Annotated in this window: 17 protein-coding genes; 10 read left to right on the top strand and 7 right to left on the bottom strand. The window is 67.9% G+C overall.

Annotated features, from left to right (window positions below; all coding sequences use genetic code 11):
* The first annotated feature begins 51 nt into the window (after positions 1-51).
* On the top strand, positions 52-1839 hold the full coding sequence (locus ASD72_RS15230) for a Mur ligase family protein (RefSeq protein WP_056880810.1): 1788 nt from the start codon (positions 52-54) through the stop codon (positions 1837-1839).
* A 1-nt stretch (position 1840) separates the two neighbouring features.
* Here the strand turns inward: ASD72_RS15230 and glmS are convergent, their stop codons facing one another.
* Entirely contained in the window at positions 1841-3667 is a 1827-nt protein-coding gene (gene glmS, locus ASD72_RS15225; protein ID WP_056880809.1) for a glutamine--fructose-6-phosphate transaminase (isomerizing), read from the bottom strand.
* Between the two features lie 194 nt (positions 3668-3861).
* Between glmS and ASD72_RS15220 the strand changes: the two genes are divergently transcribed.
* The 7 genes from ASD72_RS15220 to ASD72_RS15190 all read left to right on the top strand — a co-directional run bounded on the left by ASD72_RS15220 (position 3862) and on the right by ASD72_RS15190 (position 12438).
* Positions 3862-5130 (top strand): efflux RND transporter periplasmic adaptor subunit, encoded by a 1269-nt coding sequence (locus tag ASD72_RS15220; protein WP_056880808.1) that lies wholly within the window; start codon positions 3862-3864, stop codon positions 5128-5130.
* A gap of 77 nt (positions 5131-5207) precedes the next feature.
* Positions 5208-5930 (top strand): ABC transporter ATP-binding protein, encoded by a 723-nt coding sequence (locus ASD72_RS15215; RefSeq protein ID WP_056880807.1) that lies wholly within the window; start codon positions 5208-5210, stop codon positions 5928-5930.
* Between the two features lie 11 nt (positions 5931-5941).
* Entirely contained in the window at positions 5942-7252 is a 1311-nt protein-coding gene (locus ASD72_RS15210) for an ABC transporter permease (protein ID WP_056880806.1), read from the top strand.
* A 23-nt stretch (positions 7253-7275) separates the two neighbouring features.
* Positions 7276-8499, top strand: coding sequence for an FtsX-like permease family protein (locus ASD72_RS15205; RefSeq protein WP_056880805.1), 1224 nt, complete (start codon positions 7276-7278; stop codon positions 8497-8499).
* Between the two features lie 61 nt (positions 8500-8560).
* Positions 8561-9772 carry an ABC transporter permease gene (locus ASD72_RS15200; RefSeq protein ID WP_056880804.1) on the top strand — a complete coding sequence of 404 codons (1212 nt, stop codon included), beginning with the start codon at positions 8561-8563 and terminating at the stop codon, positions 9770-9772.
* Between the two features lie 3 nt (positions 9773-9775).
* Entirely contained in the window at positions 9776-11113 is a 1338-nt protein-coding gene (locus ASD72_RS15195; protein WP_056880803.1) for a sigma-54 dependent transcriptional regulator, read from the top strand.
* A complete protein-coding gene (locus ASD72_RS15190) occupies positions 11110-12438 on the top strand; it encodes a HAMP domain-containing sensor histidine kinase (RefSeq protein ID WP_056880802.1) in 1329 nt (442 codons plus the stop codon). Before ASD72_RS15195 ends, ASD72_RS15190 begins: the two co-directional genes overlap by 4 nt.
* Positions 12439-12603: 165 nt before the next feature.
* Here the strand turns inward: ASD72_RS15190 and glmU are convergent, their stop codons facing one another.
* Positions 12604-13971, bottom strand: a complete 1368-nt coding sequence (glmU, locus tag ASD72_RS15185; protein ID WP_056880801.1) for a bifunctional UDP-N-acetylglucosamine diphosphorylase/glucosamine-1-phosphate N-acetyltransferase GlmU — start codon at positions 13969-13971, stop codon at positions 12604-12606.
* A 141-nt stretch (positions 13972-14112) separates the two neighbouring features.
* Between glmU and ASD72_RS15180 the strand changes: the two genes are divergently transcribed.
* Positions 14113-15624, top strand: coding sequence for a glycosyltransferase family 87 protein (locus tag ASD72_RS15180; RefSeq protein WP_235578027.1), 1512 nt, complete (start codon positions 14113-14115; stop codon positions 15622-15624).
* Here the strand turns inward: ASD72_RS15180 and ASD72_RS15175 are convergent.
* A complete protein-coding gene (locus ASD72_RS15175; RefSeq protein WP_056880799.1) occupies positions 15584-16513 on the bottom strand; it encodes a glycosyltransferase family 2 protein in 930 nt (309 codons plus the stop codon). The two genes, ASD72_RS15180 and ASD72_RS15175, sit on opposite strands and share 41 nt — an antisense overlap.
* Positions 16514-16586: 73 nt before the next feature.
* Here ASD72_RS15175 and ASD72_RS15170 point away from each other — a divergent pair, with 73 nt between their 5' ends.
* The gene (locus ASD72_RS15170) at positions 16587-16997 is read left to right on the top strand and encodes a GtrA family protein (protein WP_056880798.1); all 411 of its coding nucleotides are present in this window, start codon (positions 16587-16589) and stop codon (positions 16995-16997) included.
* 59 nt (positions 16998-17056) lie between these two features.
* Here the strand turns inward: ASD72_RS15170 and ASD72_RS15165 are convergent, their stop codons facing one another.
* From ASD72_RS15165 to atpA, 4 genes are all read right to left on the bottom strand, one after another.
* Positions 17057-17479, bottom strand: coding sequence for a F0F1 ATP synthase subunit epsilon (locus ASD72_RS15165; RefSeq protein ID WP_056880797.1), 423 nt, complete (start codon positions 17477-17479; stop codon positions 17057-17059).
* An 80-nt stretch (positions 17480-17559) separates the two neighbouring features.
* Positions 17560-18966 (bottom strand): F0F1 ATP synthase subunit beta, encoded by a 1407-nt coding sequence (atpD, locus tag ASD72_RS15160; protein WP_056880796.1) that lies wholly within the window; start codon positions 18964-18966, stop codon positions 17560-17562.
* Positions 18967-19005: 39 nt separating this feature from the next.
* On the bottom strand, positions 19006-19869 hold the full coding sequence (atpG, locus tag ASD72_RS15155; RefSeq protein ID WP_056880795.1) for a F0F1 ATP synthase subunit gamma: 864 nt from the start codon (positions 19867-19869) through the stop codon (positions 19006-19008).
* A gap of 104 nt (positions 19870-19973) precedes the next feature.
* A complete protein-coding gene (gene atpA / locus ASD72_RS15150; RefSeq protein WP_056880794.1) occupies positions 19974-21521 on the bottom strand; it encodes a F0F1 ATP synthase subunit alpha in 1548 nt (515 codons plus the stop codon).
* Positions 21522-21530 lie beyond the last annotated feature (9 nt).

Below are 21530 nucleotides of genomic sequence, written 5' to 3'. Positions count from 1 at the left end.
CGGTGGCGCTCCGCACCCGCCGGATCGCGCGCTCCGGGGACGACCTGCCGCATGAGTGAACCCGCACCCCTGCCGTTCGACGACCTGCGCCGCCTGACCGGGCCGAACCTGTATTTCGCCGGACCGGGCGCGGTGCTGGAAACCATGGTCGGAGCACCGGTTCCGCCCGCACTGATCGAGGACTGGAAGCGGCGCATCGCCCGCGCGCGCGCCGCCCTGGGCTGGCCCGATGGCCCGGTGACGGTACGCGAGCACGCCAGCGGCGCCAGCCTCGCCTTCGCCGCACCCGGCGACATGCTGTACGCCGCCGCCGACGTGGACGAATGGGCGTGGCTGTCTGCCCTGGTCGCGGCCGGGAGGGCCGCCGGCGAACCCGCGCTGCAGCCGGGACATCCCTCATTCGTCGACGAAGACGCGGACCTGCGCCTGCTGCGCGCCGTCGCCGCGGCCGAATGCCTGCCGCGACTGCCCGCCCTGCGAGAGGCCGCGCGTGCACACGGCCTGCCGCTGCTGCTCGACGACGAGCACCTGTCCATCGGCATGGGCAGCGGCAGCCGCACCTGGGACAACCCCGCCCTGCCGACGCCCGATGACGTGCCGTGGCAGGACCTGCACACGATCCCGGTGGCCTTGGTCACCGGCTCCAACGGCAAGACCACGACCGTGCGCTTGCTCACCGCCATCGCCATCGCACACGGCTGGCACACCGCCAACAGCTGCACCGACGGCATCTACCTGGACGGCGGCCTGATCGAGGGCGGCGACTACTCCGGCCCCGGCGGCGCGCGCAGCCTGCTGCGCGATCGCCGGACCCAGGCCGCGATCCTGGAGACCGCGCGCGGCGGCCTGCTGCGCCGCGGCCTGGCGATCGAACGCGCCGACGTGGCCGTGGTCACCAACGTCAGCCCCGACCACTTCGGCGAATACGGCATCCACGACCTCGACGGCCTGGCCGACGTGAAGCTGACCGTGGCCCGCGCCATCGACGCCGACGGCATGCTCGCGCTCAACGCCGACAACGCACTGCTGCGCCGGCATGCCGCCCGTGTCGATGTGCCGCTGGCCTGGTTCTCCACCGACGACGACCATCCGCTGTTGCGGCAGGCGCGCGCCGAGGGTCGCCGCAGCTGTGGCCTGCGCGACGGCCACCTGCGGCTGTTCGACGGCACACGCACCCACGATCTCGGCGCGGTCGCCGACATGCCGCTGACCCTCGGCGGCCTGGCCGCGCACAACGTGCAGAACTGCGCCGCCGCCGCCCTCGCCGCCAACGGGCTGGGGATCGCCCCGGCGACGATCGCCGCCGTGCTCGCCCGCTTCGGCCGCGACAACCGCGACAATCCCGGCCGACTGCAGCGCTGGGTCCTCGGCGGCGGCGTGCAGGTCTACGTGGACTACGCGCACAACCCCGATGGCCTGGCGCAGTTTCTCGATCTGGTCCGCCAGGCGCACCGCGACGGCGGCCGCCTGCACCTGCTGCTCGGCCAGGCCGGCGACCGCAGCGACGACGCCATCGCCGACCTCGCCGCCACTGCCGCGTCGTTCCGCCCCGACCACGTGGTGCTCAAGGACATGGACGGCTACCTGCGCGGACGCGAAAGCGGCGAAGTGGGCCGCTTGCTGCGTGCAGCGCTGCTGCGCCACGGCGTGGCCGACGGCGCGATCGACGAATGCCTGGACGAACTCGAGGCCGTGCGCTCGATCCTGTCCGCCGCCCGCCCCGGCGACAGCCTCGCCCTGCCGGTGCACGGGAGCGCCGCGCGCGAACGGGTCACCGCCCTGCTCGACCACCTGCAGGCGCACGCATGGTCGGCCGGCGATCCCGTCGCCGGCGACTGACTCACTCCACCGTCACCGATTTGGCCAGGTTGCGCGGCTTGTCCACGTCGGTGCCGCGCGCCAGCGCGGTGTGGTACGCCAGCAACTGCACCGGGATGGTGTGCACGATGGGGCTGAGCACGCCGACATGGCGCGGGGTGCGGATCACGTGCACGCCCTCGGATTCGCTGAAATGGCTGTCCTGGTCGGTGAACACGAACAGCTCACCGCCGCGCGCGCGCACCTCCTGCATGTTGGATTTCACCTTTTCCAGCAGGACGTCGTTCGGTGCGATCACCACCACCGGCATGTCCGCATCCACCAGCGCCAACGGCCCGTGCTTCAACTCGCCCGCCGGGTAGGCCTCGGCGTGGATGTAGGAGATTTCCTTCAGCTTGAGCGCGCCTTCCAGCGCGATCGGGTAGTGCAGGCCACGACCGAGGAACAGCGCATCGGACTTCGGTGCGAAACGCTCTGCCCACGCGGCGATCTGCGGCTCCAGGTTCAACGCGTGCTGCACGCTGCCCGGCAGGTGGCGCAGCTGTTCCAGGTAGTCGGCTTCCTGCTCCGGCGTGACCTTGCCGCGCAACTTGCCCAGCACGACGGTCAGCTGGAACAGCGCCGCCAGCTGGGTGGTGAAGGCCTTGGTCGACGCCACGCCGATCTCGGCACCGGCGCGGGTGTAGCAGACCAGCTCGCTGGCGCGCGGGATGGCGCTCTCGGGCACGTTGCAGATCGACAGCGTGTGCTGGTGGCCCAACGACTTGGCGTACTTCAGCGCCTCCATCGTGTCCAGGGTTTCGCCGGACTGCGAAATGGTGACGATCAGGTGCTTGGGGTTCGCGTACGCGGCGCGATAGCGGTATTCGCTGGCGATCTCGACGTTGCACGGCACGCCGGCGATGGCTTCCAGCCAATAGCGCGCGGTCATGCCGGCGTAGTAGCTGGTGCCGCAGGCGAGGATCTGCACGCCCTCGATGTCCTTCAACGCCGCTTCGGCATTGGCGCCGAACAGCGCGGGTGAGAAGCCGCCATCGATGACCGCCTCGATGGTGTCGGCGATCGCGCGCGGCTGCTCGTGGATTTCCTTCTGCATGAAGTGGCGGTACGGGCCCAGCTCCAGCGATGCCAGCGACACGTCGGAGACGTGCACGTCGCGCTCGATGGGTTGGTCGTTCCCGTCGAACACGCGCACCGACTGGCGCGTGACCTCGGCGGTATCGCCTTCTTCGAGGAAGATGACGCGGCGCGTGGCCTGGATGATCGCGGACACGTCCGAGGCGATGAAGTTTTCGCCTTCGCCCAGGCCGATGAGCAGCGGGCAGCCCATGCGCGCGCAGACCATGCGCTCGGGTTCCTTGCGGCTCACCACGGCCAACGCGTAGGCGCCGGTCAGCTCCTTCACCGTGCGCTGCAGCGCGGCCAGCAGGTCGTCGCCACCCTTGAGGTGGTGATGCATGAGGTGCGCGATGACTTCGGTATCGGTCTGCGACTCGAACACGTAGCCCAGGGCGCGCAAGCGCTCGCGCTGCTCCTCGTGGTTCTCGATGATGCCGTTGTGCACCAGCGCCACGCCGTGGCTGATGTGCGGATGCGCATTGGCCTCGGTGACGCCGCCATGCGTGGCCCAGCGCGTATGGCCGATGCCCAGGCTCGCGTTGAAGCCTTCGGCGGCGGCGGCGCCCTCCATCTCGGCGACCCGTCCCGTGCGGCGCACGCGGCGGACATCCTGCTGGTCGACCACCGCGATGCCCGCGGAATCGTAGCCCCGGTATTCCAGCCGCTTCAGTCCTTCGATCAGTACCGGCACTACGTCGCGATCGGCGATCGCGCCCACAATTCCGCACATAGGCCTGCGCCTTCCTTCTGGATGAGTCGTGTGGACATTCTACGTGTCCGCCACTGGACAGGCCCTGTCCGGCGGGTGTCCGCGGACACCCGGACAGCCTGTTGCGCCGGACAACCCCCTTTTGAATCAACCACTTGCGTTTGGCACGCATCCTGCTGATACGAGCAGGTCATTCCAAAGAACGCATGCCACCGATGATTCGGGACACTTCCGCGCAAGACCGCGTACTCAGTTCCACCCAGGCCCGTCCGGCCTGGCGCCGTTGGGTATGGCCTGCGGCAGGCGGCGCCCTGCTGCTGGCCGGCATCGTGTTCGCCGCCCGCGGCTGGCTTTCCGGTACCGCCTCGGTGGATGGCGCCCGCCTGCGCTTCGCCGAAGTCACCCGCGGCGACCTGGTCCGCGACATCGCCGCCGATGGTCGCGTCATCGCCGCCAACAGCCCCACCCTGTACGCGGTGGCCGGTGGCGTGGTGACGTTGAAAGTCGTGGCCGGCGACAAGGTCGCCAAGGGCCAGCCGCTGGCCGAGATCGACAGCCCGGAACTGCGCAGCAAGCTGGCGCAGGAACAGACCACGCTGGCCGGCCTGGAAGCCGAATCCAGCCGCGCCACGCTGGACGCCAGCGTCACCCGCGCCAACGCGCAGAAGGCACTGGACCAGGCGGAGATCGAACGCCAGGCCGCCGAACGCACCCTGCAGCGCTACCAGCGCGGCTTCGAAGGCGGCGCCGTGCCGCAGGTCGATGTGCTGGAAGCCCAGGACAACCTGCGCAAGGCCGAGATCTCCCTCTCCCACGCACGCAAGGACGCCGGCCTGCAGGGCCAGGGCGCGGGCCTGGACGCACGCAACAAGCAGCTGCTGGCCGAGCGCCAGCGCGCGGTGGTGGCCGAAGTGCAGCGCCAGGTCGATGCACTGACCCTGCGCGCGCCGTTCGACGGCCAGGTTGGCCAGGTGCAGGCCGTGCAGCGCTCCAACGTGGCGATCAACGCGCCGGTGCTGAGCGTGGTGGACCTGTCCGTCTTCGAAGTCGAGATCAAGGTGCCGGAGAGCTTCGCGCGCGATCTCGCCATCGGCATGCCGGCCACGCTGACCAGCGCCGGCCAGCCGTACCCGGGCGAGATTTCCGCGGTGTCGCCGGAAGTGGTGAATGGTGAAGTCGTCACCCGCCTGCGCTTCTCCGACAAGCAGCCGCCCGGCCTGCGCCAGAACCAGCGCCTGTCCGCGCGCATCCTGATGGACACCCGCCGCAACGTGCTGATGGTCGAGCGTGGCCCGTTCGTCGAACAGAGTGGCGGCCGCTACGCCTACGTCATGGACGGCAGTTCCGCGGTGCGTCGCCCGGTGCAACTGGGCGTCAGCAGCCTGAGCAACGTCGAAGTGCTCGGCGGCCTGCAGCCCGGCGACAAGGTCGTCGTCTCCGGCAGCGACCTGTTCGGCGATGCCGAGCGCGTCTCGGTCAACTGATCCGCATCACCCGCCTTCCCCACGCGTCCTCCCCCACGTCATCCCCTCCGCACCCGAACCCGAAGAAGGAACCCGCCATGCTTGAGATGCGCCAAGTCGCCAAGGTCTACCGCACCGAACAGGTGGAAACGCATGCGCTGCGTTCGCTCGACCTGCATGTCCGCGAGGGCGAGTTCGTCGCGGTCACCGGCCCGTCGGGTTCCGGCAAGACCACCTTCCTCAACATCGCCGGCCTGCTGGAGACCTTCACCGGCGGGCAGTTCCTGCTCGACGGCCAGGACGTGAGCCACCTGGGCGACGACGCGCGTTCGCGGCTGCGCAACCAGAAGATCGGTTTCATCTTCCAGGGCTTCAACCTGATCCCCGACCTCAACCTGTTCGACAACGTCGACGTGCCGCTGCGCTACCGCGGCATGCCCGCCGCCGAGCGCAAGCAGCGCATCGAAGACGCGCTCGCCCGCGTGGGCCTGGGCTCGCGCATGAAGCACTACCCCGCCGAACTGTCGGGCGGCCAGCAGCAGCGCACGGCGATCGCGCGCGCCCTGGCCGGCAGCCCGCGCCTGCTGCTGGCGGACGAACCCACCGGCAACCTGGACTCGCAGATGGCGCGTGGCGTGATGGAACTGATGGAGGAGATCAACCGCCAGGGCACCACCATCATCATGGTCACGCACGACCCCGAACTCGCCGCGCGCGCGCAGCGCAACGTGCACATCGTGGACGGCATGGCCACCGACCTGTCGGTGGAGCCTGCGCTGATCCGTGCGGCGCACGCCGCTGAAGCCAACGCCTCCGCCTGAGGAGACCTGCCATGTTCGGCTACTACTTCACCCTCGCGCTGCGCAGCTTCAAGCGCAACAAGGCGCTGACCTTCCTGATGGTGCTGGCCATCGCACTCGGCATCGGCGCCAGCATGACCACGCTGACCGTGTTCTACGTGCTGTCGGGCGACCCGATCCCGCAGAAGAGCGACAAGCTGTTCTACCCCCGCATCGACCCGCGTTCGGCGAACGGCTTCACGCCCGGCGAAGAACCGGAGGACCAGTTCACCCGCTACGACGCCGAGCGCCTGCTGCGCGACAAGAAGGGCGACCGACAGGCCTTGATGACGGGCGGCGCTTCGTCGATCGAATCGGAAGACGGCAAGATCGAACCGTTCCGCATCGATGCGCGTTACACCACCGCCGACTTCTTCCCGATGTTCGAGGTGCCGTTCCGCTACGGCAACGGCTGGTCGGCCGCCGACGATGAGGCGCGCGCGCGCGTGGTCGTCATTTCGAAGGCGTTGAACGAGAAGCTGTTCGGCGGCGCGAACAGCGTGGGCCGCGACATCAAGGCCTCCGGCGCCACGTTCCGCGTGATCGGCGTGCTGGACGAATGGCGCCCCGCACCCAAGTTCTACGACATGACGCAGGACCGCTTCACCGAAGTGGAGCAACTGTTCGTGCCGTTCTGGACCTCGCGCACGCTGAAGATGGGCACCCAGGGCAACATGAACTGCTGGGGCGATTCCAGCGCGGAAGAGGAAGGCTCCCAAGGCCCCAACGCCCCGTGTTCCTGGCTGCAGTACTGGGTGGAGCTGGGCACGCCTGCGAAGGTCGAGGCGTACAAGCAATACCTGAAGAACTACTCCGACCAGCAGCGCGCGGCCGGCCGGTTCGAGCGGGCCGCCAACGTGGACCTGCACAACGTGATGCAGTGGCTGGACAAGCAGGGCGCCGTGCCCGGCGACGTTCGCCTGCAGGTGTGGCTGGCGTTCGGTTTCCTGGCGGTCTGCCTGCTCAACACGGTGGGCCTGCTGCTGGCGAAGTTCCTGGGCCGCGCTTCGCAGATCGGCGTGCGGCGCGCACTGGGGGCGACGCGCAAGGCCATCTTCGCGCAGTGCCTGGTGGAAGCGGGCACGGTCGGGCTGGTCGGTGGCGTGCTGGGCCTCGTGCTCGCCTGGTTGGGCCTGCTGGCCGTTCGCCAGCAGCCCGCCGGCTATGCCGACCTCGCGCACATGGACCTGAAGATGCTGCTGGCCACCTTCGCGCTGGCGATCGTCGCCAGCCTGCTCGCCGGCATGCTGCCTGCGTGGCGCGCCATGCAGGTGACGCCCGCCATCCAGCTCAAGAGCCAGTGACCCATCCATTCAAGAGGCACGTCATGGACATCCGCCCCATCCTCTCCACCCTGTCCCGCCACAAGACGGCCGCCGCACTGATCGTGCTGGAAGTGGCGCTGTCGTGCGCCATCATCTGCAACGCCGTCTTCCTCATCACCCAGCGACTGGAGCGCATCGACCGGCCCACCGGCATCGCGAACGAAGAGGTCGTGCGCATCAGCATGGGCAACCTCGGCGAGAACCCCGAAGCCGATGCGCTGGTGAAGCAGGATGTCGCCAGCCTGCGTGCGCTGCCGGGCGTCAAAGCCGCCGGCAGCATCAACCACGTGCCGTTCGACAATTCTTCGTGGAACACCTCGATCCAGTTGACGGCGGATCAGGAGCGCCCGACCGCCCAAGCCAACGTCTATCTGGGCGATGCCGTCATCGACACGCTGGGCCTGCGACTGGCGGAAGGTCGCGACTTCACGGCAGATGAGTACGTCAACTGGACCGAGATCAACAAGCAGAACGCGAAGGTCATGATGCCTGCGGTGATCCTCAGCCGGGAATTGGCGAACAAGCTTTTCCCGGGCGAGAGCGCGATCGGCAAGAACATCATTTCGTGGAATGCCGACAACGTGCCGCACCGTGTGGTCGGCGTGGTCGACCGGCTGATCCGCACCAACGACAACGGCGGGCCCGCGGAAGCCGGCTACACCATGATCCTGCCGGCGAAGGACCTCACCATGGGCACGTTCGTGCTGCGGACCACGCCGGAGCGGCGCACGGAAGTGCTGAAGGCCGCGCTCGCGACGCTGGAGAAGAACAGCGCGCGCCGGCTGGTGCTGCGCGACGGCACCTTCAGCGATATCAAGCGCGACTACTATCGCGGTGACCGCTCGATGGCCTGGCTGCTGATCACCGTGATCATCTCGTTGCTGGTCGTCACCGCCCTGGGCATCGTCGGCCTGGCCAGCTTCTGGGTGCAGCAACGCACCAAGCAGATCGGCATCCGCCGGGCGCTGGGCGCGACCAAGGGCCAGATCCTGCGCTACTTCCAGACGGAGAACTTCCTGCTGGCCACGCTGGGCATCGTCATCGGCATGATCCTGGCCTACGGCATCAACCAACTGCTGATGGGCAAGTACGAACTGCCCCGCCTGCCGCTGCTGTACCTGCCGGTCGGCGCCGTGCTGCTGTGGCTGCTGGGCCAGGTGGCGGTGTACGGTCCTGCGCGCAAGGCGGCATCGGTGCCGCCTGCGGTCGCCACGCGTACCGCCTGATCCATCGATCGACGCCCTGCCGCGCACGCCCCTCCGGCGTGCGCGGCCCGACGGGGTTCCCATGTCTTCTCCCTTCCTGCTGCTGGGACGTCACCACGCGGGCACCTGGTTGATCGCCCTGCAACTGGCGATCGGCGTGGTGCTGTGCCTGCAGGCCTGGCAGGCGGCCACCGGGCTGCAGGCCGCACGCAACGCGCCCGATGGCATCGACGATGCGGGCCTGTTGCTGGTGCCGTGGATACAGGTGGCGCCGGCTGCGGATCCCGGCGTGGGCGACGTGCTGCATCGCTTGCGCGGCGTGCCGGGCGTGCTGTCCGCCACGGCGGCCAACCAGGTGCCCTATGGAAGCAACGCCTGGAGCGTGCATGCCTGGACGCCGGACCGCCCCGCCGAGCAGAACGTGGTGTCGGTGTTCCTCACCGATGAGCAGTTCAGCGCGACGCTCGGTATCGCCATGACCCGCGGACGCGATTTCATGCCTCGCGAATTCCACGACTGGGCCGGCGACCAGGCCGACCTGCATGCGAACCTGGACCCGGCCATCATTTCTTCCGCGCTGGCCACCCGTCTGTACGGCGACGCCAATCCACTCGGCCGTACTTTGCTGACGGCACCAGGCGCGCAGCTGCGGGTGGTCGGCGTGGTCGACCGCGTACCGCCGCCGACGAGCGCGCCCGCCACGCGCGACCTGGCGATGATGCTGCCCGTGCGGATGGTGCATGCAGGCGGCGCGCAGTTCCTGGTGCGCCACACGGGCACGTCCGACGACATGGCGGCGCGCATCCGGACGGCATTGTCGACCGCCTATCCCGCCATCGTCGTCGCCGATCCCGTCGACATGGCGGCGTTGCGTGACGCATCGCTGCATGCGCCGCGCCTGCGCGCACGCTGGTCGGTGGGTGCCTGCATCGCGTGGTGGGTCTCCTCGCTCGGTCTGCTGATGCTCGGCGGCCAACGCTGGGTGCAGGACCACGCGCAGGAATTCAGCCTGCGCCGCGCCGCAGGCGCCACCGGCCGCCAACTCGCGCGCCGGTTGCGGCTCGAGTACCTCGGCCTGGCGTGCGTCGCGGCGCTGTTGGGGCTCGCATGCGGCGGGTGGATCCTGCCACGCATCGCGCCCGGCTGGCGGGTGGCCGCGCCGTCGGCGTGGGCCATGCTCGCCGCCGTCGCGTGGGCGACCCTGGCCGTGCAGCTGGCCGCCGCGTGGCCTGTCCGGCTTGCCCGGCGCATCCCGCCGCACCTCGTCAGTCGCAGCCCTTCGGTTAGGCTATAGCGCATGCCTACCATCCTCGTGATCGACGACAACCTGGCCGTCAGTACGGCGCTGGAAGTCCTGTTTTCCCTGCACGACATCGATACCCTGCACGCCGAATCGCCGGCGGCGGGCCTGACGACGCTGCGCGAGCAGCCGGTGGACCTGGTCATCCAGGACATGAACTTCAGCGAGGACACCACCTCCGGCGCGGAAGGCGAACAGCTGTTCATCGACCTGCGCGCCGAATGGCCCGACATGCCGGTGATCCTGCTCACCGCATGGACGCACCTGGAGGCCGCGGTGAACCTGGTGAAGGCCGGTGCCGCCGACTACGTGGCCAAGCCCTGGGACGACCGCAAGCTGCTGGCCACCGTCAATACGCTGCTCGAACTGACCGAAACGCGTCGCGAACTCGACCGCCGGCGCAGCCGCGAACGACGCAGCCGTCATCAGCTGGAGCAGAAGTACGACCTGCGCAACCTCGTGTTCGAAGACCCCGCCAGCGAACGCGTGATCGCGCTCGCCTGCCAGGTGGCGCGCTCCGACCTGCCGGTGCTGATCACCGGGCCGAACGGTGCCGGCAAGGAGAAGATCGCCGAGATCATCCAGGCGAACTCCAGCGTGAAGCAGGGCCCATTCGTGACCCTCAACTGCGGCGCGTTGCCGTCGGAACTGATCGAGGCCGAACTGTTCGGCGCGGACGCGGGCGCTTACACGGGGGCCAACAAGGCGCGCGAGGGCAAGTTCGAAGCCGCCGACGGCGGCACGCTGTTCCTCGACGAGATCGGCAACCTGCCGCTGACCGGACAGATGAAGTTGCTGCGCGTGCTGGAAACCGGCCGCTTCGAACGCCTGGGCTCCAACCGCGAGCGCAAGGTCACCGTGCGCGTGATCAGCGCCACCAACGCGGACCTGCCCGCGATGATCCGTGACGGCAGCTTCCGCGAAGATCTCTTCTACCGGCTCAACGCCATCGAACTTGCACTGCCGCCGCTGGCAGAACGGCCCGGCGACATCCTGCCGTTGGCCGAGCGCTTCCGTCCCGACGACAAGCCGCTGGGCGAGAGCGCGCGCGCGGCGCTGCTGCGACATGCATGGCCGGGCAACGTGCGCGAGTTGCGCAACGTCATCCAGCGCGCCGGCCTGCTGGCGATGGGTGAGCGCATCGAAGCCGCCGACCTCAACCTCCCACGGGCAGCGCCCGTGCGCACGGCGATCGTCGCCGAGCCGGAGCGCGCCGACATCGAGGCCGCGATCGCGCGTGCCGGCGGCGTGATCGCGCAGGCCGCCACCGACCTCGGCATGAGCCGGCAGGCGCTGTACCGGCGCATGGAACGCTTCGGCATCAAGGCCACATGATCCGCCGCTCACTCGCCGGCCGCGTCTTGTCCTGGCTGCTGCCATTGCTGGTGGTGGCGCTGGTGCTGCCGGTCGCGCTGTCGCACTGGCTGCAGGACGATCTGCTGGCGGTACTGCTGTCCGCGCTCGTCGTGCTGCCGTTGGCGGCGTGGGCGATCCATCGTGGCCTGCGCAGCACGCGGTCGCTGTTCCGCGCATTGTCCGGCAGCGTCAACAGCTACCGCGATGGGGAATACAACTTCGGCATCCACTGGCAGGGCAGCGACGAGCTCGCCGAACTCGTGCGCTCGCACGCCGCGCTGGGCGAGGTCCTGCGCGAGCAGCGGCAGACGCTGGTGCAACGCGAACTGCTGCTCGACACGATGGTGCAGAACACGCCGGTGGCGATGCTGCTGGTCGCCCCCGGCGGCGATGGCGTGCGCCGCGTGGTCTTCGCCAACGTCGCCGCGCGCAAGCTGCTGCACGGCGGATGGAAGCTGGAAGGCCAGGACTACGACACGTTGGTGGCCGCGTCGCCGGTGGAAATGCGTGAAGCGCTCGCGCGCAGCGGCGACAGCCTGTTCGCCATCGGCAGCGAAGAGGACGACGAGGAAGAACAGGTCTACCACCTCGCGCGCCGCAACTTCCGCCTCAACGGGCGTCCGCATGAACTGCTGCTGCTACGCCTGCTGACGAACGAGCTGCGCCGGCAGGAAGTGATGACCTGGAAGAAGGTCATCCGCGTGATCAGCCACGAGCTCAACAATTCGCTGGCGCCGGTCGCCTCGCTGGCGCACTCGGGCGCGGAGCTGGTCCGCCGCGGCAAGCATGAGCGCCTGGAAGAAGTGTTCGGCACCATCGAGGACCGCGCGCGCCACCTGGAAGGTTTCATCCGCGGTTATGCGCGCTTCGCCAAGCTGCCCCAACCGCAGTTGCATACCGTGCACTGGCGCGCCTTCATGGAAGGCCTGCGCCGCCAGATCGGCTTTGAGCTCTCGATGCAGGAAACCGACATCGATGGCCGCATCGACCTGGCGCAGATCGAGCAGGCGCTGCTGAACCTGCTGAAGAACGCGCACGAATCGGGCACCACGGCCGACGGCGTCTCCGTGCGCGTCACCCGCCTGCCGGGCTGGGTGCGCATCGAGGTGATGGATCGCGGCAGCGGCATGAACGACGCCGTCCTGCAGAACGCGCTGGTGCCGTTCTACTCCACCAAGCGCAACGGCACCGGCCTGGGCCTGGCACTGACGCGTGAGATCGTCGAAGCGCACGGCGGCCGCCTGTCGCTGCACAACCGCGATGGCGGCGGGCTGTGCGTGGCGATCCAGTTGCCCGAAAGCTGATCTTTCCGAAAGCAGAGCGGCGGCATCACCGCGTTGCACACGAAGCCGAACCCGCATGGCACCGACTCCCCCTCTCCCTCCGGGAGAGGGCACGGGGTGAGGGCGGGAGGCCGCGATCCCGCTTAAGTCGCCTTTCGCACATGGCGGGATTGAACCCGCCCTACGTCACTTCGGCTGCTTCACCGGCCGCTGCCAACCCTCGACCGTCATCTGCCGCGCGCGCGCCACCGTCAGCTTGTCGGCCGGCGCATTCTTCGAGATCACCGAGCCGGCGCCGATGGTTGCGCCATCCGCCAGCGTCACCGGCGCGACCAGCGAGGAGTTCGAGCCGACGAAGACGCGATCGCCGATCGTCGTGGTGGACTTGTTCACGCCGTCGTAGTTGCAGGTGATGGTGCCGGCGCCGATGTTGGTGCCGGTGCCGATGACGGTGTCGCCCAGGTAGGTCAGGTGGTTGGCCTTGCTGCCCACGCCGATGCGTGCGTTCTTGGTCTCGACGAAGTTGCCGACATGCACGCCATCGGCGAGCACCGTGCCCGGGCGCAGGCGCGCATAGGGGCCGATCAGCGCGGCGCCTTCGCTGGCGACGCCTTCCAGGTCGCAGTGGGCGCGCACCTGCGTGCCGGCCGCGAGCGACACATCCTTCAGCCGCGTGAACGGACCGATGACGACGCCATCGCCCAGTTCGACCTTGCCTTCCAGCACCACGTCCACATCGATCTGCACATCGCGCCCCACCGTCACCGTGCCGCGCTGGTCGAAGCGCGACGGATCGACCAGGCGCGCGCCCTGCACGCACAGCGCGCGCGCGGCGCGCAGCTGGTAGGCGCGCTCGAGCTGCGACAGCTGCCAGGGATCGTTCGCGCCTTCGGCCTCGATGGGCTCGCCGACGAGCACCATTTCGGCCGGGGTGAATTCATCCGCCGCCATCGCGAAGACGTCGGTCAGGTAGTACTCGCCCTGCGCGTTGTCGTTCGACAGGCGTGCGAGCCAGCCCTTCAGCGCGCTGCCGTCGGCGGCGATGATGCCGGTATTGATGATGCGGATGCGGCGTTGCTCTTCGTCCGCGTCCTTGTGCTCGACGATGGCGGCCACGCGGCCCGCTTCATCGCGGACGATGCGGCCATAACCGGTGGGATCGACCGGCTCGGCGACCAGTACCGCCAGCCGACCGGGCGCATCGAGCAGGCGCTGCAGCGTCTCGCTGCGGGTCAACGGCACGTCGCCGTACAGCACCAGCACGCGCGCGCCATCCGGCACCTCCGGGATCGCCTGCGCGACCGCATGGCCGGTGCCCAACTGCTGCGCCTGGTGCGCCCAGTGCAGGTCGGTCTGGTCCGCGAAGGCCGCCTGCACCTGCTCACCGCCATGGCCGTAGACCACGTGCACGCCGGACGGCGACAGCGCGCGCGCCGCCTCGATCACATGCGCCAGCATCGGGCGCCCGGCGATGGGCTGCAGCACCTTGGGCAGCGCGGACTTCATGCGCTTGCCTTCGCCGGCGGCGAGGATGACGACGTGTAGTGGCTTCATGTGGTTTCCCATTACGATGATGTCGGCCTTCGACCCTGTTGCGATGGTACCAACTCCGCCCTTCACGAGGACCCGCCCTTGACGCACAGTGCTCGCGCTTCCGTCCCTCACCATTGGAGGGCCTCCGTCGTCACCGCATTGGTGCTTGTGCTGCTGGCACTCGGTCTCCAAGGGCAGGACTCCAACTGGGACCTGCGCAACTACCATCTCTATACGCCGTCCGCGTTGCTGGACGGCCGCTTCGACGGCGACATTGCGGCGGCCCAACTCCAGACCTGGCACAACCCCACGCTCGATTTCCCTTTCGCCTTGATGGTGAGGGCCGGATTGCCGGGATGGGTTGTCGCGCTCTGGCTGGCACTGCCCGCGTTCATCGCCGTCCTGTTCGCGCTCCGCCTGCTCGACCTTCTCTGGCCGGAGCGACGCAGCGTCACGCGCACGGCACTGGCGGGCCTGACGGCGGTGGCGGGCGCTTCCGTGATGCCCAGCATCGGCACCACCTTCAACGATGCCTTCGTGGCGGCGGGCGTGATGGCGGCGCTCTGGTGGATCGTGGATTCGCAGGGGCGACGCGGCGCATGGGCGACCTGGGTGCCGGCCGGTCTCCTGGCAGGGCTTTGCGCGGGTTTGAAGCTCACGGGCGCGCTCTATTGCGTCGGCTTCATCGGCGCCGCACTGGCATGTGGACCGATGCGCGGCGCTCCCTCACGGATCCTCGCCCTGGCGTTGGGAGGCGTGGCAGGCGCCGCCTTGACGGCGGGACCATGGGCGCTCCATCTCTGGCAGGAGCATGGCAATCCGTTGTTCCCCTACTTCAACGAGTGGTTCCTGTCCCCGGACGCCATGCCCCAAGGGCACAAGGACGAACGCTTCATTCCCCGGGGGCTTGATGCCCTGCTGGTCCCCTTCCATCTCCTGACCGACAGCAGCCGCTTCTCGGAGGGAAAACTCTCGGACCCCAGGCTGCTGCTCGGCCTCGCATCGCTGGTCGTATGGTGGGTGGCCGCCTGGCGCAACCGGAGGCAGGACGCGAACTTTGCGCGCGTCGCCAATGCGCTGCTCGTGTTCGCGCTCCTCAGCCTTGCCGTCTGGGTGAAGCTCTATGGCATCTACCGCTACCTGTTTGCATTGGAAGCCCTGTGCTCCATCGCGATCATCGGCGTCCTGTCGACGTACCTGCCCGTGCGCTGGGGCCGGGCCGCGATGACGGTCGTCGCCGTGCTTCTGGTGGTGGGCGTCAATCGTCCGGGCTGGGGTCGCGACCGCTTCAGCACGCCCATGATCTCGGTGCACATGCCGCCCGTGCCCAGCAACAGCCTGGTGATGCTGGCTGACGACAACCCGATGGCCTATGCCGTTGCATATCTGCCGAAGACCGTCGCCGCGATCTCGATACAGAACAACTTCATGACACCATCGCGCTGCACCGGACTGCAGGCCGCCGCGGAACAGCGCGTGCGGCAGCAGAAGGGACCGATCTACGTGCTCAGGAAGGCGTCGAAGGACCCGGTGCCGGAAGCCCTTCGCGCATACGGCTTGGTCGGCGCCGGCGCGTGCCTGCCAGCGCGGACGAGCCTGGATGAGCTGGAACTGTGCCCGCTTGGGCGCGAGCCTACGGCGCCGATCTGCGTTGCGGCAGCACCTGGTCCGTGATCAGCCGCTGGATCTCGTTCGTACGACGATTGACGGTATCCAGGATGAGGCCCGTGGCCGCGGACACCACGCCCACCAGCGCCAGCGCCACCGCCAGCACCGCCGTCGACGCATGGGTCACCAGGCCCGTGCGGGCGAACTCATGGATGACGATGGCGCCGAACCCGAGGCTCAGCAGGATGCAGAGCGCCGCCAGCGTGCCGAAGAACAACAGGGGGCGCATGTCCTTGAAGAGGAAAAGAATCGTCTTCAACACGCGTACGCCATCGCGATACGTATTGAGCTTGGACTCGCTACCCATCGGGCGCGTGCCGTAGTCGATGGTCCGCTCCGCCAGGACGAAGCCGTTGGCCAACGCGAACACCGTCATCTCCGTCTCGATCTCGAAGCCGCGCGACAGCACCGGCATGGACTTGACGAAACGGCGGGAGAAAACCCGGTAACCCGACAGCACGTCGCGGACCGGATGGCCGAACAACGCGCTGATGCAGCTGCGCACCAGCCGGTTCCCCAGTCCATGGAAGCGCCGGAACGAGGCGTGCCCGTGCGACTCCAGGCGCGTCCCCACGACCATGTCGGCCCGTCCCTGCGCAACGTCCTCGATGAGCGTCCGGACGGCGGACGCGGGGTACGTGTCGTCGCCATCCACCATGACATAGATGTCGGCATCGACGTCACGGAACATCGCCCGCACCACGTTGCCCTTGCCCTTGGCCAGCACGTGCCGCACGTGCGCGCCGCCCTGTGCCGCCAAGCGCGCCGTATCGTCGACGCTTGCGTTGTCGAAGACCCAGACCTCGGCCTCCGGCAGTGCCTGACCGAAATCAGCGACGACCTTCTGCACGGTCAGCGCTTCGTTATGGCAGGGAATCAGGACGGCGATGCGCAAGGGGGATTACCGTGGGCGTGCGGGCGATGCGAATATTACACGGCGCGCCTCCTGCCCCCAGATGCATTGCCCCATGGACCCAGATCGTCGCCAGCGCCTCAAGGACTTCCTGCGCGAAGGCAGCAGCTTCCTCATCGTGGGGCTGGCGCAGCTGCTGCTGGACTGGCTGGTCTTCGTCGGCCTGACCGCGTTCGGCGTGCCGGCCGCACCGGGCAACCTGGCCGGTCGCGTCAGCGGCGCGCTGCTCGGCTTCTGGTTGAACGGGCGCGTGACCTTCGCGCGCGACGGCGCCGCACGCCTGGGCTGGTGGCGGTTCGCCAAGTTCCTGCTGGTGTGGGTACCGCTGACGGTGGTGAGCACGCTGGCGATGGCCTGGGTAGCCACGTCATTGGGCCTGGCGCATGCCTGTCTGGCCAAGCCGCTGGTGGAAGGCGTATTGGCCATCGTGGCCTTCTTCCTCTGGCGGCATGTGGTCTACCGCTAGCGCGAATGAAAACGCCGGCGCGAGGCCGGCGTTTCCGATGAAGCGTTCGCGCGGGGGCCTCAGTGCTTGAGGTTCTTGCGCAGGCGCTCCAGCGCGCTGAGCTGGGCGATGCTCATGGCCAGCTGGGCCTGGGCTTCTTCCACGCTCATCTTCGGATCCTTGTGGGACAGCACGCGCTCGGCTTCTTCCTTCGCCTTGCGGACCTGCGCTTCGTCGATGTCGGTCGCGCGCACGGCGGTGTCCGCCAGCACGGTGACGACCTGTGGCTGCACCTCGAGGATGCCGCCGGAGATGGCGAAGTCCAGCTGCTCGCCACTGACCAGCGTCACCACCACCTTGCCCGGCTTCAGGCGGGTGATCAGCGGCGCGTGCTTCGGCGCGATGCCGAGTTCGCCCAGCTCGCCGGTGGCGACGACCAGGGTGGCTTCACCGTGGAAGATTTCCTGCTCGGCGCTGACGATGTCGCAACGGATGGTGCTCATGGAACTCTCTTTGCCGTGTAGGGCGGACCCGGGTCCGCCACGGATTGCCGCGAAGGCGGGCCGAAGCCCGCCTCAGGTGCTTACGCCTTCTCGGCGAGCTTCTTGGCCTTCTCGACGGCTTCGTCGATGCCGCCGACCATGTAGAACGCCTGCTCCGGCAGGTGGTCGTACTCGCCGTCGCAGATCGCCTTGAAGCCGCGGATCGTGTCCTTCAGCGAGACGTACTTGCCCGGCGAGCCGGTGAACACTTCGGCCACGTGGAACGGCTGGCTGAAGAAACGCTCGATCTTGCGGGCGCGCGACACGGCCTGCTTGTCTTCTTCGGACAGCTCGTCCATGCCGAGGATGGCGATGATGTCCTTCAGTTCCTTGTACTTCTGCAGCGTCGACTGCACGCGGCGCGCGGTGTCGTAGTGCTCGTGGCCGATGACGTTCGGGTCCAGCTGGCGGCTGGTCGAGTCCAGCGGATCCACGGCCGGGTAGATACCCAGCGAGGCGATGTTGCGGCTCAGCACGACGGTCGCGTCCAAGTGGGCGAACGTGGTGGCCGGCGACGGGTCGGTCAGGTCGTCCGCGGGCACGTACACGGCCTGGATCGAGGTGATCGAACCGGTCTTGGTCGAGGTGATGCGCTCCTGCAGCACGCCCATTTCCTCGGCCAGCGTCGGCTGGTAACCCACGGCCGACGGCATGCGGCCGAGCAGCGCCGACACTTCGGTACCGGCCAGCGTGTAGCGGTAGATGTTGTCGACGAACAGCAGCACGTCCTTGCCCTTGCCGGACGCGTCCTTCTCGTCGCGGAAGTACTCGGCCATGGTCAGGCCGGTCAGCGCGACGCGCAGGCGGTTGCCCGGCGGCTCGTTCATCTGGCCGTACACCATCGCCACCTTGTCGAGGACGTTGGAGTCCTTCATCTCGTGGTAGAAGTCGTTGCCCTCGCGGGTACGCTCGCCCACGCCGGCGAACACGGACAGACCCGAGTGCGCCTTGGCGATGTTGTTGATCAGTTCCATCATGTTGACGGTCTTGCCGACGCCGGCGCCGCCGAACAGGCCGACCTTGCCGCCCTTGGCGAACGGGCACATCAGGTCGATGACCTTGATGCCGGTTTCCAGCAGGTCGTTGGCCGAGGACTGGTCCTCGTACGACGGGGCCGAACGGTGGATTTCCCAATGGTCCGACGCCTGCACCGGGCCGGCTTCGTCGATCGGGTTGCCCAGCACGTCCATGATGCGGCCCAGCGTGCCCGCGCCGACCGGCACCGAGATGGCCTTGTCGGTGTTCACGGCGATCAGGTTGCGCTTCAGCCCGTCGGTGGAACCGAGGGCGATGGTGCGCACGACGCCGTCGCCGAGCTGCTGCTGCACTTCGAGCGTGATGGCGGTGTTTTCCACCTTCAGCGCGTCGTACACCTTCGGCACTTCGTTGCGCGCGAATTCGACGTCAACCACCGCGCCGATGATCTGAACGATCTTGCCCTGACTCATTGCTGCATTCCTCTAGATGAATTCTTGTGACTACGCGCGTCAGACTGCCGCCGCGCCGCCGACGATTTCGGAGATTTCCTGGGTGATCGCCGCCTGGCGAGCCTTGTTGTAGACCAGCTGCAGGGTACCGATGAGCTTGTTGGCGTTGTCGCTGGCGGCCTTCATGGCCACCATGCGCGCCGCATGCTCGGACGCGATGTTCTCCAGCACGGCCTGGTACACCAGCGACTCGATGTAGCGCGTGATCACGTGGTCGAGCACGGTCGCGGCATCGGGTTCGTAGATGTAGTCCCAGTCGTGGTGCGCGACCTGCGTTTCCGCCGCAGGCAGCGGCAGCAGCTGGTCGAACGCGGCGCGCTGGGTCATCGTGTTGACGAAGTCGTTGTAGACGACGAACACGCGGTCCAGCGAGCCTTCGGTGTAGGCGTCCAGCATCACCTTGATCACGCCGATCAGCTGGTCCAGCTTGGGCGAATCGCCCAGGTGGGACACGCTGGCCAGCATGTTGACCTTGACCCGGCGGAAGTACACCGAGGCCTTCTGGCCGATGGTGACCACGTCGACCTCGACGCCCTTCTCGTTCCACTGGCGGATCTCGCCGAGCATCTTGCGGAACAGGTTGTTGTTCAGGCCGCCGGCCAGGCCGCGGTCGGACGAAACGATGATGAAGCCGACGCGCTTGACGTCCTTGCGCTCCACCATGAAGGGGTGCTGGTAGTCGGTGTTGGCCTGGGCCAGGTGGCCGATCACCTGCTTCATCGCGCGCGCGTACGGGCGCGAGGTCTTCATGCGGTCCTGCGCCTTGCGGATCTTGGAGGCCGAGACCATCTCGAGCGCGCGCGTCACCTTGCGGGTGTTCTGCACGCTCTTGATCTTGGTTTTGATTTCTCTTCCGCCTGCCATGTCTCGCTCGCTTTGCTCGCTTTAGGGAACGGGGATCGGGGATCGGGGAATGAGGGTGTGCAGCGAACTGCCATTCCCCGGTCCCCGTTCCCGGGCTCCCGCTCTTACCAGGTGCCGGTCTGCTTGAACTCGGAGATGCCCTTCTTGAAGGCGCCTTCGATCTCGTCGTTCCAGTTGCCGGTGCTGTTGACCGTGTCGACCAGCGCACCCTGGGTGTTGGTGAAGTGCGCGTGCAGCGCGTCTTCGAACGCCAGGATCTTGTTGACCGGCACGTCGTCCAGGTAGCCCTCGTTGACGGCGTAGATGGACAGCGCCTGCAGGGCGATGGACATCGGCGCGTACTGCTTCTGCTTCATCAGCTCGGTGACGCGCTGGCCGCGCTCGAGCTGCTTGCGGGTGGCTTCGTCCAGGTCCGAGGCGAACTGCGCGAACGCGGCCAGCTCACGGTACTGGGCGAGCGAGATGCGGATGCCGCCCGACAGCTTCTTGATGATCTTGGTCTGGGCGGCGCCACCGACGCGCGACACCGAGATACCGGCGTTCACGGCCGGGCGGATGCCGGCGTTGAACAGGTCGGTTTCCAGGAAGATCTGGCCGTCGGTGATCGAGATCACGTTGGTCGGCACGAACGCGGACACGTCGCCGGCCTGCGTTTCGATGATCGGCAGCGCGGTCAGCGAACCGGTCTTGCCGGTGACCTTGCCTTCGGTGAACTTCTCGACGTACTCCTCGGACACGCGGGCGGCGCGCTCGAGCAGGCGGGAGTGCAGGTAGAACACGTCGCCCGGGTAGGCTTCGCGGCCCGGCGGACGCTTCAGCAGCAGCGAGATCTGGCGGTAGGCCACGGCCTGCTTGGACAGGTCGTCGTACACGATCAGGGCGTCCTGGCCGCGGTCCATGAAGTACTCGCCCATGGTGCAGCCGGAGTAGGCGCTGATGTACTGCATCGCGGCCGACTCGGAGGCGGTGGCGGCGACGACCACGGTGTGGGCGAGCGCGCCGTTCTCTTCCAGCTTGCGCACGATGTTGGCCACGGTCGAGGCCTTCTGGCCGATCGCGACGTACACGCACTTGATGCCGGTGCCCTTCTGGTTGATCACGGCGTCGATGGCCATCGCGGTCTTGCCGGTCTGGCGGTCGCCGATGATCAGCTCGCGCTGGCCGCGGCCGATCGGGATCATCGCGTCGACCGACTTGTAACCGGTCTGCACCGGCTGGTCGACCGACTTGCGCCAGATCACGCCCGGGGCCACGCGCTCCACCGGCGCGGTCAGCGAGGTGCCCAGCGGGCCCTTGCCGTCGATCGGCTCGCCCAGCGCGTTCACGACGCGGCCGAGCATTTCCGGACCGACCGGCACTTCCAGGATGCGGCCGGTGGTTTTGGCCACGTCGCCTTCGCGCAGGTGCTCATAGTCGCCCAGGACCACGGCGCCGACCGAATCGCGCTCGAGGTTCAGCGCCAGCGCGTAGGTGTCGTTCGGCAGCTCGATCATCTCGCCCTGCATGACGTCGGCCAGGCCGAAGATGCGCACGATGCCGTCGGACACGCTGGTGACGGTGCCTTCGTTGCGCGACTCCGCGGCCAGCTTGACCTTCTCGATACGGGTCTTGATCAGGTCGCTGATTTCAGAGGGGTTGAGCGTGGTAGCCATGGGTAAGTC

This window comes from Pseudoxanthomonas sp. Root630 (assembly GCF_001427585.1).
Lineage (GTDB): Bacteria > Pseudomonadota > Gammaproteobacteria > Xanthomonadales > Xanthomonadaceae > Pseudoxanthomonas_A.
This window is presented reverse-complemented; position numbering and strand designations above follow the sequence as displayed.

What these genes read in the sequence shown, in the direction of transcription:
- atpA (WP_056880794.1), bottom strand. Translation starts at nt 21,521, where the DNA reads ATGGCTACCACGCTCAACCCCTCTGAAATCAGCGACCTGATCAAGACC.
- ASD72_RS15230 (WP_056880810.1), top strand. Translation starts at nt 52, where the DNA reads ATGAGTGAACCCGCACCCCTGCCGTTCGACGACCTGCGCCGCCTGACC.
- atpD (WP_056880796.1), bottom strand. Translation starts at nt 18,966, where the DNA reads ATGAGTCAGGGCAAGATCGTTCAGATCATCGGCGCGGTGGTTGACGTC.
- atpG (WP_056880795.1), bottom strand. Translation starts at nt 19,869, where the DNA reads ATGGCAGGCGGAAGAGAAATCAAAACCAAGATCAAGAGCGTGCAGAAC.
- glmU (WP_056880801.1), bottom strand. Translation starts at nt 13,971, where the DNA reads ATGAAGCCACTACACGTCGTCATCCTCGCCGCCGGCGAAGGCAAGCGC.
- ASD72_RS15220 (WP_056880808.1), top strand. Translation starts at nt 3,862, where the DNA reads ATGATTCGGGACACTTCCGCGCAAGACCGCGTACTCAGTTCCACCCAG.
- ASD72_RS15165 (WP_056880797.1), bottom strand. Translation starts at nt 17,479, where the DNA reads ATGAGCACCATCCGTTGCGACATCGTCAGCGCCGAGCAGGAAATCTTC.
- ASD72_RS15195 (WP_056880803.1), top strand. Translation starts at nt 9,776, where the DNA reads ATGCCTACCATCCTCGTGATCGACGACAACCTGGCCGTCAGTACGGCG.
- ASD72_RS15205 (WP_056880805.1), top strand. Translation starts at nt 7,276, where the DNA reads ATGGACATCCGCCCCATCCTCTCCACCCTGTCCCGCCACAAGACGGCC.
- ASD72_RS15210 (WP_056880806.1), top strand. Translation starts at nt 5,942, where the DNA reads ATGTTCGGCTACTACTTCACCCTCGCGCTGCGCAGCTTCAAGCGCAAC.
- ASD72_RS15190 (WP_056880802.1), top strand. Translation starts at nt 11,110, where the DNA reads ATGATCCGCCGCTCACTCGCCGGCCGCGTCTTGTCCTGGCTGCTGCCA.
- ASD72_RS15170 (WP_056880798.1), top strand. Translation starts at nt 16,587, where the DNA reads ATGGACCCAGATCGTCGCCAGCGCCTCAAGGACTTCCTGCGCGAAGGC.
- ASD72_RS15215 (WP_056880807.1), top strand. Translation starts at nt 5,208, where the DNA reads ATGCTTGAGATGCGCCAAGTCGCCAAGGTCTACCGCACCGAACAGGTG.
- glmS (WP_056880809.1), bottom strand. Translation starts at nt 3,667, where the DNA reads ATGTGCGGAATTGTGGGCGCGATCGCCGATCGCGACGTAGTGCCGGTA.
- ASD72_RS15200 (WP_056880804.1), top strand. Translation starts at nt 8,561, where the DNA reads ATGTCTTCTCCCTTCCTGCTGCTGGGACGTCACCACGCGGGCACCTGG.